We start from the raw sequence: 15,674 nt of genomic DNA, 5'->3' as shown, positions 1-15,674 counted from the left end.
ATTATTATGAAAATATTAAAAAGATATAAAGCGATTGCGATCCTTGCAGGAGCGATGTTATTTGTTGCTTGTGCTCATGAAGATCAGCCTACAGAAACGCAGTTAGATTATTCGGTACGCAATAAAACAGAATTAGACAAATGGATTGATACCAGTTTTCTGGATCCTTATAACATAAAAATTTATTATGAGTGGAACCAGAATCTGGTCGATAATAACCGTTATTTATTTCCACCAACAGTCGAGAAAGTAAAACCGGCATTAGAAGTTGTAAAGAAAATCTGGATCGATAGTTACAGTACTATTGGAGGAGAGAATTTTGTAAAGAAAATTTCGCCAAGAGAGTTTGTACTAGTCGGAGGAACAAACCTAAATACAACCGGTACCATAACATTAGGATTGGCAGAAGGCGGACAAAGAGTAACTCTTTTTCAATTGGATTACCTAAATAGAAAAAGCAGACCCGATGTTACAGAATTTATTCATACCATACAACATGAGTATGTGCATATTTTAAACCAGACAAAACCTTTTGATGAGCAAGCATGGGCAAAATTGACTCCTTCAGGATATACCTCAAGCTGGTATACACAAAGTACCGCAAGCTCAAGAGCCTTAGGTTTTATAACCAGTTATGCGAGATTGAATATTTATGAAGATTTTGCCGAAACTGCTTCTACAATCTTAACAAGTTCAAAAGCAGAATATGATGCAATTCTGGCAGGTGTAACAGATGCTACTGCAAAAGCCAATATCAAGAAGAAAGAAGCAATCGTAGTACAATATTATAAGGATAACTTTAATATGGATTTTTATGCTTTAAGAGATGAAGCTCAAAAAAATACAGACATTGTTATCAACAATTAAGACACCAATAATGAGGAGTAATAATTAATATAGAATCAATATTATGAAAGTAAAACATATATATAAGTATCTCATGCTTGCTTTTGTGGCAATTGTGTTAGGTGCATGTACAAGTACAGAAGCAGATCAAAAATTTGACGAGAATCCCTTAGAGCGATTAAATGCTCAGAAAAAAGAATTGAATGATTTACTACTTTCATCAGCAGAAGGATGGAAAGCAGTTTATTATACAGACACTACGCAATTAGGAGGCTGGACCCATTTGTTTAAATTTCTGCCAGACGGAAAAGTAGATATGGCATCAGATTTTGACGATGATACAAGCGTTCACAGAAGTCAGTACGATGTACAGTTAGGTAGTACCGTGAGTTTAGTTTTTACAACAGCCAACAGAATACATCTTTTGTCAGAGTCTGATAACTATCCTACAGCGGCACTTGTAGGAAAAGGATATCTGGGAGATTTTCAGTTCTTTTATTATGGTCAGGAAAACGGAGAAATCATTTTTAGAACCAATAGAAATTTTAGAGAACTAAGATTTGTAAAAGCCAAAGCACAAGACTGGACAGACTTACCTAAAAACACGCCAATAATTGAAGCAATAGCTGGAGAAATTACAAGTCCGTTGTTTCGATTATTAGAAGTAAATGATGGATCTACTGTAAAACAATACGAGTTTGATTTTAATTCAGATGCTCGTTTTGGTACAGCAACTTCATTGGCCGTGGGATCAGACGAAGGTTTTGGTATGACTTTTTCGTATACACCAACCGGAGCTGTCGTAAAACCAGCTGTAGTCGTTAAAGGTCAGAAATTATCAAATTTCACGTATGATGCTGCAAGTAATACTTTTATTGCTACAGGAACAGGCGGAGTAAGTGCAACGATAAAATACACAAATGCACCACCAAGATTAACAGATGATTATAAAAAATTACTATCCGGACAACCACAGTTTGTAGTAGGATATATAGCATCGAATCTGTACACAGCTTCGACAACATCAGATTATTTTAGAGTGTTGATCAATAAGGCAAATGCTACCTTACCCGCTAATCAATCGATAAGCAGAGTACAAATTATATTTAATTCTGATTTTGGAACCTATATCGAATATCGTTTTAATGGAGGGAAACCTAGTATTTATCACAATTTGACCACCAGTTCAAATGATACAAACAAAACATTAATCTTAACACATGACTCCTGGGATAATGGTGCAGCTTTGATTCCGGCGCCGGCATTTTTGAAAGATCTGGACGCAGAATTTACAAATCCAGCTGGTTTATATGTCAAGAAAGAGAATTTTACCATTACATATTCTAATCCTGTTTATACAATTACAAGCAGTACAACAAGTTTTAGAATGACGACTTATCAGTTGTAATTATTTTATTTTTTTTATATTTTGGATGGAAGGCAGCTCAATTTGAGCTGCTTTTTTATTTTATTACTTTCCGACTTTTTTTGAAGTTCATTTTGAAAGAGAATAAAACCATAAAGTTTTAGCCAATAAACAAGATTTTTGAAAGGTTATTGCGATTGTTATTTTTTTAAAAAGGGAATTATCATATATTTGACAAGTCATTCATAGCCCTGTCCCGATGCTATTGGGAGAAGCAAAAATCTTATTGTAATTGTATTGAAACCGCAATAGATAGAAGCAAACCGCAGGATTAGCTACAAATAAATATTAACATTAATTTTGAATATGAAATTATTAGAAGGAAAAGTTGCCATCATTACAGGTGCTAGTCGTGGAATTGGAAGAGGAATTGCTGAAGTTTTTGCTAAACATGGAGCAAACGTTGCATTTACATACAGCTCATCTGTAGCATCTGCAGAAGCTCTTGAAGCTGAATTGAACGCTTTAGGAGTAAAAGCAAAAGGATACCAATCGAATGCTGCCGATTTTAATGAAGCACAAACTTTCGTTGATGCCGTTCTGGCTGATTTTGGAACTGTTGATATTTTGATTAACAATGCCGGAATTACCAAAGACAATTTATTAATGCGTATGTCTGAAGCTGATTTTGACCAGGTTATTGATGTTAACCTGAAGTCAGTATTTAATATGACAAAAGCAATTCAGAAAACTTTCTTAAAACAACGTGCAGGTTCTATCATCAATATTAGTTCAGTTGTTGGAGTATCAGGAAACGCTGGACAAACAAACTATGCAGCATCAAAAGCAGGTGCAATTGGTTTTACAAAATCAGTAGCATTAGAGTTAGGTTCCCGTAACATTCGTTGCAATGCAATTGCTCCCGGTTTTATCGAAACTGAGATGACTGCAAAATTACCGGAAGATGTAGTAAAAGGATGGAGAGACGGAATCCCATTGAAACGCGGCGGAACTACAGAAGATGTTGCTAACGCTTGTCTTTTCTTAGCTTCGGATATGAGTGCTTATATTACTGGGCAAGTATTAAACGTTTGCGGAGGAATGTTGACATAAGGAACTAAGGTTCTAAGTTGCAAAGGTTCAAAGGTTTTTTTATTGAAATCTTTAAATTATTAAATCGTTTCAATTATTAAATCATAAATATGACTACAAACACGATTCTATTATTATTACTTTCTATAGTAATAGCGGGCGGGTTGTCGTATTTTCAATATTTTTTTAAAGCCAAAAACAAATCCAATGTGATTTGGTTTTTGGCTTTTTTACGTTTTTTAGTTCTTTTTGGATTATTGGTTTTACTGATTAATCCAATAATGACTAAAAAAGCTCTTGAAATTACCAAAACACCTTTGGCAATTGCTGTCGATAATTCGAGTTCAATTGTAGTTTTAAAATCAGATAAAAAAGTCAATGAATTATACCAGAAAATAATTTCGAATCCCGCTCTTAAGGAAAAATTCGAAATTCAGTCGTATCAATTTGATGCTGATTTTAAACCATCTACTACATTTGATTTTAAAGGAAAACAAACTAATCTTGACGAAGTTGCCAGGAATTTAAAAAGCATTAACAAAAACCTGATTTTCCCAACAGTTATAATTACAGACGGAAATCAAACTACAGGAAACGATTATGTATACCGTTTTGATCCTGTTAATAAAGTTTATCCTTTGGTTGTAGGAGATACAACTACCTTTCTTGATTTAAAAATCAATCAGCTAAACGTAAACAAATACGCTTTTCATAAAAATAAATTTCCCGTAGAAGTATTTTTACAATATTCCGGAGATAAAAATACAATTGCTGATTTTGCCATTACCCAAGGGAATTCTGTAGTAGCCAAGGAGAAAGTTTCTTTTTCGGCATCCAAAAAAACAGCTACATTAAACTTGCTTTTACCTGCTGATAAAATTGGATTACAAATTTTTAAGGCCAGTATTTCATCCGGTTCAAAAGAAAAAAACAGCTACAATAACATCAAGAATTTTGCAGTCGAAATAATCGATCAAAAATCAACCATTGCAATAGTTTCTTCTATAAATCATCCTGATATTGCGGCATTAAAACGCGCTATAGAAGTTAATGCACAACGTAAAGTAATTTTGGTTAAACCAAATGATATTAGCCAGTTGCAAGAAGCTTCAGTATTGGTTTTATACCAGCCAAACAGCGCATTCAAAGCGATTTTTGACAACAATAAATTAGCCGGAACCAATACCTTCATTATTACCGGAACCAGTACAGATTTTAATTTTTTAAACCAGCAGCAAAATAGTTTGGTTTTTAAAATGAGTAATCAAAGAGAAGACTATTTATCAGAGTTTCAATCGCAGTTTAATTTGTTTGCGATAGATAATATAGGTTTTGAAAATTTTCCGCCATTACAAAATTTATTTGGCACCATTACAACAAACGGTAACGTCTCAGTGCTACTATCGTCAAAAATTAGAAACGTTTCTACAAATGCCCCGTTATTGGCTTTTGCCGAAAATCAAGGCAGGAGAACCGCTTTTTTGTTAGGAGAAAACAGCTGGAAATGGCGTCTGCAAAGTCATATCGACAATCAGTCATTTGAGAAATATGATGTTTTTGTAGATAAGATAATTCAGTATCTGGCGTCGACAACCTCAAGAAAATCTTTGGTGGTAACGCATGAAAGTTTTTATAACTCAGGAGAAGCAATTGTGATCAATGCACAATACTTTAATAAAAATTATGAGTTCGACGAAAAAGCAAGACTAACAATTACCGTTACCAATGCACAAACCAAGCAAGCCAAAAACTACGATTTGCTAAAAGGAAATAATTCGTTCTCTGTAAATCTGGATGGATTATCGACAGGGAAATACAATTTTACCGTAAAAGAACTTAATACGAATACAGCATATTCAAGTCACTTTGAAATCTTGGATTTTGATATCGAAAAGCAATTTGTAAATCCCGATGTTTCTAAACTAAAACAATTAGCATTGCAAACCAACGGAAAAGCTTTTTTTGAAAATCAGGCAGAAGATTTAATTCAGCAGCTTCTGGAAAATAAAGAATATAAATCGATCGAGAAGAATGTCTCAACCAAAACACCACTAATTGATTGGGTTTGGTTACTTATTTTAATCGCAGTTTTATTGACTACGGAATGGTTTGTAAGGAAATATAATGGGTTGTTGTAAATAGCTGCAAAGGTTCAGAGGAACAAAGGTTTAAAGTTTTTTAAATTGATTATTGTAACTTTTTTTTGCCACGACCCGAGCCTGAAAGAACGAACAGACGAAGTAATTTCACAAATGAGCACGAATTATTTTCAGTGAATAGCCTCCAGCTTTAGCTGGAGAAAATAAGAGAATAAAGAATTGGCTTTAGCCAAAGATTATAAGCAAATTTGGCTAAAGCCTTTTTAAGTGATTTATAAAAATTATCCCGCTAAAGCAGGAGGCAATCCATAAGATCTTATTAATTTAATTCATTGCAAAAACTTTAAGTTTTTGCTTAACATGAAACAAAAAAAATAACAATATGGATTTCAGGCTAAAAGTATTCTACACTGTTGCACTCCGCCTTAACTTTACTAAAGCGGCAACGGAATTGTATATCTCGCAGCCAGCCGTTTCTAAACACATTCAGGAACTTGAAGAAACCTATAAAACAAAGCTTTTTGAGCGAAACGGATCTAAAATTGCTTTGACTCCGGCAGGAGAAATTCTGCTAAAACATACCAAAAACATCTTCGAAATTTATCGTGAAATCGACTTTGATATGAGTTCTTTTATCAACGAACGTCAGGGTTTGTTGAGATTAGGGGCAAGCACGACAATTGCGCAATATATTATTTCGCCGGTTTTGGCCCGTTTTCATCAAAAACAAAAAGATATAAAAGTCAATTTGTTAAACGGAAATACAGAACAAATAGAAAACGCATTAATCAATAAAGAAATTGAGATTGGTATTGTCGAAGGACAATCTAAAAATCAGTCTATTAAGTACATTCCGTTTTTAAAAGACGAGTTGGTTTTGGTTTGTAATACTAAAAATCCCTACGCAAAGCAAAGCGAAATTTCGTTAGAAGATTTAAAAGCCATGAAGTTTATAACCCGGGAACGTGGTTCAGGAACACTTGAAGTTATAGAATATGCATTGAAACAACTTGACCTAAAAATCACCGATTTGCAAATCGAAATGCAATTGGGATCTACAGAAAGCATAAAATCATATTTGCTTAATTCTGATTGTTTTGCTTTTATGTCCATACATGCAGTAGGTAACGAGCTTAAAAATAATGAATTAACGGTCTTGGACGTAGCAGGTTTAGCAATAGACAGATACTTTTATATCATTACTTTGTTAGGGAAATCAGATTCGTTATCAGAGCTTTTTGTTCAAAATATTTCATCTTATTATAACTTAGAGTTATAGTCGATTGCTTTTTACGATTGGTGATTATGATATAAACGACAGACCTTTGTCAGGAAATATCAAACTCCTTATTTTGAAAACAAAACAACATACATCAGCACATTTATTTCAGGTTAACCTTTACATTCAGCAAGCACTCTTTATTTTAGTAATTGTACTGAGTATTACTTCACTAATTTCTCCGCCTGTTGCATTATTACTAGGCGTTATCATGGTCAATGTTTTTGGGAATCCTTTTGTCGAATTCAATAGCAAAGCAATTACCTATTTATTGCAATTTTCAGTAGTTGGTTTAGGATTTGGTATGAATGCTACCAGTGCACTTTCAGCTGGAAAAGAAGGTTTTTTATTGACAATATTTTCTATTTTCAGTACTCTGATATTAGGGACATTTTTGGGTAAATGGCTTAAAACCGATAAAAAAACATCCCATTTAATCTCTTGTGGTACTGCAATTTGTGGCGGAAGTGCTATTGCAGCCATTTCTCCCGTAATAAAATCAAATGACAATCAAACCTCAATTGCATTGGGAGTTATTTTTATCCTGAACTCGATCGCATTATTTGTTTTTCCGTTTATAGGTCATCAGCTTGATTTATCCCAGAAAGATTTTGGTTTATGGTGTGCAATTGCCATTCATGACACTAGCTCAGTAGTTGGTGCAGCCAATAAATATGGATCCGAAGCCTTGCAAATTGCTACAACCGTAAAATTAGCCAGAGCTTTATGGATCATTCCAATTTCGCTGTTGACAGCTGCAATTTTTAATAAAAAATCAGGAAATACCGGGACAAAAATCAAAATTCCTTACTTTATTGGCTTGTTTATAGTAGCAATGCTTTTTAATACATACGTTCCCGTAACGGCTATTGTTGCACCATACATTGTTAATATTGCTAAAATTGGCTTAACAGTAACCTTGTTTTTAATTGGCGCAACGCTTAATATAAATACCTTAAAATCAGTAGGAGTAAAGCCTTTATTACAAGGCGTTTTTCTCTGGATCTTTATTGCCGTTTTAGGTCTGGCTTCAATCTTATACTTTCATTAAAATAAAAATGAAGTTATTTTACGTTAGAAAATTTCGCAACAGCCTTGCCCACAATAGTATACCATTTGCCATTGAAAGAAAAATGCTTTTCGATTACAAAATTAAACTGCTTTTTTGTCTTCGCCATTACGCTAACTTCTTTAGGCACATCTACTTCGTAATCGTCCTCGGTATTTTTGGCTTTTTTATAGAAACCAGTTGTGGTTATCGTTATATCTCTAAAAAACTTTTTCTTGCCATCATTTACAACTGCATAAGCACTCGACCATTCTGTGCTGCCCTCACCATTATTTGAGAGTCTGTAATCACCCACCTCCATCAAAGATTGGTATTTTCCGTCGAAACCGGCAATAAGATAAAGATAACCGGTATAAGGAGCACCAGCACCACCATTTGCGTGTAGTAAAGTAAAAGCATATTGATCATCACCAATTAGTACCAATTTAGGTGCAGGAGCCTGAGCAAAAGCACCAAAAGCAGCAATACCAGGTTGAAAAGATCTCATTTGCCAGACATTCTCATTTTTTGCAAATTTTGCAACGCCAACTAAACCGCCAGAAAATCTACCCGTTTGAGAGCCGTCCTCATCATATACAGAATGGTTAAAAAACAACAGTCTAAATTCATTTCCTTTTGAATCTGTGTAATCAATATTATCAAGAATTCGGGTGGCAACACCTTGACTGTATGGAAATACCTGATCGCCTTCGACACCATTAACATCTGTGTACGAAGTAGTTTTGCAGCTTTTGCAATTCCAGCTAATAAAAGTATTGCGATCTGAAAGTTTGTATAATTTACCCGGAAACAATTTTTGCATTGTTTTTACAGCATCAAACGGATTGCTGACTTGCAATTGTCTTTTGGTATTTAAGATAGTATCGTTAACATTTTTAAGTTGTATAACATCCTGAGCAGAGCAAGTAGCGATAACCAGGAAATATAAAATAATAGATTTAGTCCAGTTCATTGTAGCGATTAGAATAGTTTAAAATTCAAATTTACATTCTTTTTCTTAGTATACTTAAAATTATTTCAGGTTTTTGAAAGCAATAATTGCAAAGGTTTAAGCCATCTTAGAGTGGTTTGAGGTTAATATTTTATCGATGTAAAAAACATCTGCAATTATGATTGTTTTATTATTTTAACATTTAGATTGTTGTAAGTTTATTTTAAATAGTTAAAAATGCGTTTTTCGTATTATAGATTGATAGAATAGCATCAGTTTTATCTTACCTAAAAATAAATATTTGCATAGTAAGATTTAATAACCACAAAACTTTATTAACTATTAAAAACCATTTTATGAAAAAACCACATTTTATTAAGCGAAGTTCAAAAACAGTAAATCTATTATTTTTAGCCTTAAGTATGACACTATTGGTGAGCTGCGAAAAAGCGGAACCAGCCAATACAAATCCGTTAGCAACAACAGAAACCGGAACATCAGAAATTCCGACTCCATCAAAATCAAATGCAACGGCAAAAACAACTTCTACTTTTGGAGACATTGGTAACGGTGTCAATTTGCAGCCTTCTTATTATAATGGAGGAAATTGTGATTTAGGCTGGAACCTTATGAAACAGAATACAAAAATAAAAACAGTCCGCATTGAAGTAGAGCCAGGTCAGGAAACAAATGCCAAAAGATGGATTGCAGAAGCCAAATCAAATGGTTTTACAGTAATTGTGAGTTATCATAAGTCGAGCGTATTGGGCTCTGACAGTACAGCTGAGTTAAATGCAGCCGCGACATGGTGGAAAAATAATTACAGCTCCTTGGGAGGTAATTTTATTGTAAACCTCTCCAACGAATGGGGAAGCCACAACATTACGCCAGCAGCCTATGCAACCGCTTACAATGCTGCCATTACCGAAGTTCGTAAAGTATACAGCGGTACAATTATTATTGATATTCCGGGTTGGGGGCAAGAAACTGCCACCGCGGCCTGTGCGGTAAAAGGATGCGCAACAGGACAAACAAAAATAACAGATACTAAAATTATACTTTCGGCACATATTTATCCCGGAGCTTACAATCAGGCAAAAGGGCGTTATATGAATACCTCTGATATTGATGATCTGGCATCGTCAGGAAGACCGTGTATGATAGGAGAATTTGGCAATAGTGGCGGATCTGGTGCAGATTGGTCCGGAATTGTTGATTATGCCAAAAACAAAGGATGGACCATTTTAGGCTGGGCATGGAACGGAGACGGAGGCCCGATGAATATGATTACACCTCAGTTCCAGTCCTATACCAGCGGAAGTGCCAAAACATACAATAAAGCGTCTTATTTTGATGTTGTTTACAATAAATTGTAAATAAAGATCTTTTTTACCGGAGCTATGTTTCTGTGTATTAAGTAAAAAGTTTAAGAATTATGCCTAATCATTTAAATTTACATAATCTTTATTAGTATTCTTTTGAATTATCCTTAAATAAAATAAATTTGCAGTTCAAATAAAATACAAATGAAAAACTTTAAAATGAAACCAAGACTAATTGCATTATTTGCATTAGCAATTGGTTTTTTGACATTATCCTGGGGAATCGTTGGTCACGAACGTATTAATAAAGCTGCTGTAATGGCTTTGCCAAATTCAATTCAGGTTTTCTTTTACAATCATATCGATTTTATTACACAAGAAGCTTCTGTGCCGGATATTCGTAAATATGCCTTGAATTATAAAGAAGAAAATCCAAGACATTATTTTGATATGGAAAACTTTGGTTCTGCTGACAGCTTACCAAAAACAATGGAAGAAGCAAAGAAAAAATACGATGCCAAGTTCCTGAACGAAAACGGAATTTTACCTTATTATATTGAAGAAATGATGGTTAAATTAACCAAAGCTTTTAAAGATAAAAATAGAGCAGAAATTTTATTTCTTGCAGCAGATTTAGGCCATTATGTAGGAGATGCGCACATGCCATTGCATACTTCTGCCAATCATGACGGACAATTGAGCGATCAAAAAGGAATTCATTCTCTTTGGGAAAGCAGGCTTCCAGAATTATTTGCTAAAAATTATAAATTAAATGTCCCGCAAGCACAATATTATGCAGATGTTCATAAAGCAACCTGGGATATGATTAATGATACACACAGCTTAGTGAAACCATTATTAGACATTGATAAAAAGCTAAGAACAGAAACTCCGGAAAATCAGGTTTTTAAGATGGATGCTGACGGAAAAGTATTGAAAAGCAAATACAATACAGCTGTTTTCTCTGATGAATATGCTAAGAAACTGCACAAAGACTTAAACGGAATGGTTGAAACTCAAATGAGAAAAGCCATTACTGCAACTGCCAGTTTTTGGTATACTGCCTGGGTAAATGCCGGAAAACCGGATTTAAGTGATTTAGATGCGCCAGCAGTTACACAAAGAAACAATCAGGCTTTAAGAGACGATCTAAAATTGTTTCAAAACGGAGATTTATTTGGAATGAGAAATCAAAACGACTAAAAAAGTTTTCAGTCTCAGTTTCATTTTACAGATGAAAAAAAGCCCCAATTCAATTGAATTTGGGGCTTTTTTAGTAAGTTCAAATGAAAACTTATTTCTGATATTTTTTATGTTTTAACATATCCGAAGCTGCCTGATAAAAAGAAATCGTCTCCTTTATCAAATCAGTTCTTTCTGTTTTCATCGGGATTTCATTGTAATCAATTTGATATTCAGGAGCAATACCTGGTTTTGTATTTATTTGCAAGTCAAATTGTTTTACCTGTTGTTTTGGTGATAAAATAGTCAGAACATTGTCTTTTATCAATCCCAAATCCTGATAAGTGGCAATAAATGCTCTTGGTTTATAATCCGGTTTTAAAACATCCTGCCCAAAAAACTTACTTTGATAGCTAAAATGTAATAATCCAAACAGAGTAGGCATAAGATCAATCTGCGACATTACCTGATTGTATTTTGCCGGTTTTAAATCCGGACTGTATATAAAAGCAGGAATTCTGTATTTGTCTAACGGAAGTTCCGTTTTTCCGGCACTAGACGCACAATGATCCGCAACAATTACAAAAACAGTATTCTTGAACCAAGGTTGTTTCCTGGCCATTTCGAAGAATTTTTGCAAGGAATAATCAGTGTATTTTACACCGCCATCACGGGATTTTATATCCCCCGGAATATCAATTTTATTATTAGGATAAGTAAAAGGCCTGTGATTACTAACCGTCATGATATGATTAAAAAACGGCTTGCTTTGTTTTGCTTCAGTATTCATGACTTTTATCGCCTTGTTGTACATATCTTCATCACAAACTCCCCAAACGTTCGAGAATGTAATCTCTTCAGGAGAAAAATTAGATTTGTCTACAATATCATAACCGTTTCCGGAATAAAAATCTCTCATGTTATCAAAGAAAGCATCGCCACCATACATGAATTTTACGTTGTAGCCTTTTTGATTAAAAATAGCTCCCGTAGAAAATTTATTTTTATTGTCTTCTCTTTTTAGTACACTTTCACCTGCTGTTGGAGGCAAACATAAAGTTACCGCTTCAAGCCCGCGAACAGTTCGATTTCCGGCAGCATACAAGTTTGTAAACTGCAAACTTTTTTGCGCAAGACTATCTAAGAAAGGTGTAATATTTTGCTCATTTCCGTACATTTTCATGAACTCAGCGCTATAACTTTCGATAGTAATTAAAACTACGTTTTTATGAATTTCTGTAGAATCACTGGTTATTTTTCGGTTTGTAGTTTGTCCTGTAATAGTAGGTAACTGTTGTTTTAAAAGAGAAAAAGCTTCTTCGTTTGACAACGTTTTATAAAATTTAAAGTAATCCAGTTTGTTGTTCTGGAAAGCAAGGTAAAATTTATACAAACCATTGGCTTGTAATTCGTTTACAAAAATATTTTTAGAATTTTCGGTCTTAGCCAAAGTTGGAATAGCAAACAAGGAGATAAAAAACAAAACAAAATAGATTCCGGTAATTTTTATTTTTTCCGTTAGAGATGGAATTTTATCGATATAGTTTCTCGAGTTTTTTAGAATAAAGTAAGTAAAAAATCCCGTTATCAAGAATAAAGCTGAAAATATTGGAACTACGGGATAAGACTGCATAATATTACCAATAACTTCATTCGTATAAATTAAGTAGTTTACTGCAATAAAGTTATATTTTACCCCAAATTCATTCCAAAAGAAATACTCGCTTATCCCATTTTGCAGGATTAATAAAACATACAAGAAAATTACAAAAGCAAACAGCCAATATCTAATTTTGTCCCTTAGTTTAGGAAGAAAAAGCAAAAGAGCAAATAATGCTGTTTTAAGCCCAACAAAAATTAATACAATTTCTGGTAAGGCACCACCATATTCATGTACAATACTCTTTCCCGATGCCAAATAAGCAAATATCGCAATAAGAACCCCTAAAATAATATAACCGGAAGGTTTACTGTATTTAGAATTCGAAATAAAAATCAAATACAGCCATAAAAATATACTCGCAACGATAAAAACAAAAAAATCAGAAATAAGACCTAATGTAAAGATTTTCAGGCCTTCAAAAAAAGTAAAAGAACTTTGTGTTATCGGATGAAAAAGCAAAACAATTCGTAATACAAAGCTTACAGCGAAATAGAATGCCGCAAGATTGTAAAATGGGGATAGTTTCTTATAAAAATTCATAGAGTTATATTTTTTTTGAGCAAAAATAATCGTTATAAATTAGTTCTGGATTAAGTTCTACTTTCAGGTTACTTAACATTCTCTTAATATTCGCTTAAGATGATTTTATTTGTGCTATTCTAATGGTTTTAAGCAATTTCTGAGATCAAAATTTTTATCTTTGAGCAACAAATATTTATATTTTAAACTAAATTAAGAAAAATAATGCACATTTTAATAGTCGAAGATGAATTAGGTATCATACAGTTTTTGCAACAAGGGTTGCAGGAAGAAGGGTATCAAATTACCACCGCCAATGATGGCTCAAAGGGTTTTGAATTGATTCAGGAACAGCACTTTGACTTGATTTTACTGGATTGGATGCTTCCTAAAATTAATGGTTTAGACCTGTGCAAAGCGATTAGAATTAAGGATCAAACAACACCAATTATTTTTTTAACTGCAAAAGATACCGTTCAGGAAACCATAGAAGGACTAAAAGCCGGAGCCAATGATTATATTAAAAAGCCCTTTAGTTTTGAGGAATTAGTAGAACGTATTAAAATTCATTTTAGAAATCAAAAACGATCTGAAATCCTGACTTTGGGAACGATTAAAATTGATTTATCAAAGCATATTGTTCTCAAAAACGAAGAAGAAATTGCACTTACCCAAAGAGAGTTTGAATTATTGACTTATCTTATCCAGAATAAAGGAAAAGTGTGCACCAGAAATCAGATTTTAAAAGATGTCTGGGAGATTAATTTTGAGTATGATACCGGAGTAATTGATGTTTTTATGAATGCCATTCGTAAAAAACTTAATCTAAAAATCGAAGAAGATTATATTAAAACAATTCGCGGTATTGGTTATATCGCTAACGACTTATAAATGTTACAATTATCCTTTAAAAACAGAATTGCATTAAACTATATTATCACGACGGGTTTATTGATTTTGGTCGTTTTTTCGGTTATTTATTCTATTGTAAAACATACCGTTTACAGTCATATCGATGAAAATATTCATGTCGAAATCAAAAATCATCTTCAGGAAATTAAAGAAGTCAGGGGCAAAGTTATCCTTATTGATGAAGAAGAATGGAACGAGCGAGAACATAATACGGTAGATGTGAATCCGGTATTTGTAGAATTTTTGGATTTAAATAAAAAGGTGGTCGAAAAAGCACCAAATTTAAAAACACAAACACTACAATTTAATGATTCAGTAGAAGATTTTGAATTATTTGATACTAAAATGGGGGATCATGCGATCAGGCAAATTCAGGTTCCGTTGCGTCTCAAAGACAAAAAAATAGGATATGTAATTGTTGCAATGTCATTGGCAGATTCAAAAATGGTGTTGAATAATTTGTTTGATATTATGTGTTTGTCGTTTCTGGGGATTTTAATATTACTGTTTTTTATAGCAAGATTTTTTGCCGGACGAAGTATAAAACCCATTAATGCGATAATCAATACTTCGAAAATCATAACAAAAGATAATTTAAAAACACGTATTACGTTGCCCAAAACGCGGGATGAATTATACACACTTTCTAAAACTATCAACAACTTATTAAATCGAATTGAAGACGCAATAGAACGCGAAAAACAATTTACATCAGATGCTTCGCACGAGTTAAGGACACCGCTTACTGTAATTAAAGGAACACTTGAAGTTTTGATTCGTAAACCAAGAGATAATAAAGAATACGAAGAGAAAATAAATTATTGTATTAAAGAAGTAGATCATTTGAATATGCTCGTAGATCAATTGTTGTTAATGGCACGTTTCGAGAACCAGAAGAAGAATATAAATACAGAAACAGTCTATCTAAATGCGTTGATTTTGGATGTTGTAACCTTGAATTCAGAGAAAATAAAGAACCAAAATATCAAAATTAACTTTGATGCACAGGAAGATTATCAAATTCAATCGGATAACTTTTTAGTCATTACAATTTTAAGGAATATCATTTCGAATGCAATAAAATACAGCAATATCAATGGCGAAGTTTCGATATTACTTTCGAATCAGAATGAAAAAATAGTTTGTAAGATATCAGATAACGGAATCGGAATTGCAAAGCAGGATTTAGAGGCGATTGTTATTCCTTTCTTTAGATCAAACTCAACAGAACATCCTGAAATAAAAGGTACAGGATTAGGATTGTCTATTGTAAAACGGGTTACAGAATTACTTCATATTAAATTTAAAATTGATAGCGAAATAGGGGTAGGAACTACTGTTGTACTTACTTTTAATGAAGATATGAAATCGTTATAGTAAATTTAAATAACGTA

Annotated in this window: 12 protein-coding genes; 10 read left to right on the top strand and 2 right to left on the bottom strand. The window is 33.4% G+C overall.

Annotated features, from left to right (window positions below):
• Positions 1-6: 6 nt before the first annotated feature.
• The 6 genes from B0A64_RS08760 to B0A64_RS08735 all read left to right on the top strand — a co-directional run bounded on the left by B0A64_RS08760 (position 7) and on the right by B0A64_RS08735 (position 7,733).
• On the top strand, positions 7-867 hold the full coding sequence (locus B0A64_RS08760; protein ID WP_089479134.1) for a zinc-binding metallopeptidase: 861 nt from the start codon (positions 7-9) through the stop codon (positions 865-867).
• A 43-nt stretch (positions 868-910) separates the two neighbouring features.
• Positions 911-2,254 (top strand): DUF4302 domain-containing protein, encoded by a 1,344-nt coding sequence (locus B0A64_RS08755; RefSeq protein WP_089479133.1) that lies wholly within the window; start codon positions 911-913, stop codon positions 2,252-2,254.
• A 324-nt stretch (positions 2,255-2,578) separates the two neighbouring features.
• A complete protein-coding gene (fabG, locus tag B0A64_RS08750) occupies positions 2,579-3,325 on the top strand; it encodes a 3-oxoacyl-[acyl-carrier-protein] reductase (protein ID WP_089479132.1) in 747 nt (248 codons plus the stop codon).
• An 89-nt stretch (positions 3,326-3,414) separates the two neighbouring features.
• A complete protein-coding gene (locus tag B0A64_RS08745) occupies positions 3,415-5,442 on the top strand; it encodes a hypothetical protein (protein WP_089479131.1) in 2,028 nt (675 codons plus the stop codon).
• A gap of 343 nt (positions 5,443-5,785) precedes the next feature.
• Complete coding sequence (locus B0A64_RS08740; protein ID WP_089479130.1) at positions 5,786-6,682, top strand: LysR family transcriptional regulator; 897 nt, start codon at positions 5,786-5,788, stop codon at positions 6,680-6,682.
• Between the two features lie 73 nt (positions 6,683-6,755).
• Complete coding sequence (locus tag B0A64_RS08735; RefSeq protein WP_089479368.1) at positions 6,756-7,733, top strand: YeiH family protein; 978 nt, start codon at positions 6,756-6,758, stop codon at positions 7,731-7,733.
• A 13-nt stretch (positions 7,734-7,746) separates the two neighbouring features.
• Here the strand turns inward: B0A64_RS08735 and B0A64_RS08730 are convergent, their stop codons facing one another.
• The gene (locus B0A64_RS08730) at positions 7,747-8,703 is read right to left on the bottom strand and encodes a hypothetical protein (protein WP_089479129.1); all 957 of its coding nucleotides are present in this window, start codon (positions 8,701-8,703) and stop codon (positions 7,747-7,749) included.
• Positions 8,704-9,038: 335 nt separating this feature from the next.
• Here B0A64_RS08730 and B0A64_RS08725 point away from each other — a divergent pair, with 335 nt between their 5' ends.
• On the top strand, positions 9,039-10,058 hold the full coding sequence (locus B0A64_RS08725; protein WP_089479128.1) for a glycoside hydrolase: 1,020 nt from the start codon (positions 9,039-9,041) through the stop codon (positions 10,056-10,058).
• A 150-nt stretch (positions 10,059-10,208) separates the two neighbouring features.
• Positions 10,209-11,207, top strand: a complete 999-nt coding sequence (locus B0A64_RS08720; protein WP_089479127.1) for a zinc dependent phospholipase C family protein — start codon at positions 10,209-10,211, stop codon at positions 11,205-11,207.
• 91 nt (positions 11,208-11,298) lie between these two features.
• On the opposite strand, the gene B0A64_RS08715 is transcribed toward B0A64_RS08720, so the two are convergent.
• Positions 11,299-13,389, bottom strand: a complete 2,091-nt coding sequence (locus B0A64_RS08715) for an LTA synthase family protein (protein ID WP_089479126.1) — start codon at positions 13,387-13,389, stop codon at positions 11,299-11,301.
• 204 nt (positions 13,390-13,593) lie between these two features.
• Between B0A64_RS08715 and B0A64_RS08710 the strand changes: the two genes are divergently transcribed.
• Positions 13,594-14,259: a response regulator transcription factor gene (locus B0A64_RS08710; protein WP_089479125.1), complete on the top strand. Its 666-nt coding sequence runs from the start codon at positions 13,594-13,596 to the stop codon at positions 14,257-14,259.
• Positions 14,260-15,657 (top strand): sensor histidine kinase, encoded by a 1,398-nt coding sequence (locus tag B0A64_RS08705; protein WP_089479124.1) that lies wholly within the window; start codon positions 14,260-14,262, stop codon positions 15,655-15,657.
• Positions 15,658-15,674: the final 17 nt, after the last annotated feature.

This window comes from Flavobacterium araucananum, from assembly GCF_002222055.1.
GTDB classification, from domain to species: domain Bacteria; phylum Bacteroidota; class Bacteroidia; order Flavobacteriales; family Flavobacteriaceae; genus Flavobacterium; species Flavobacterium araucananum.
Note: the sequence above shows the minus strand (reverse complement) of the source record. Positions and strands in the feature narration are given on the sequence as shown.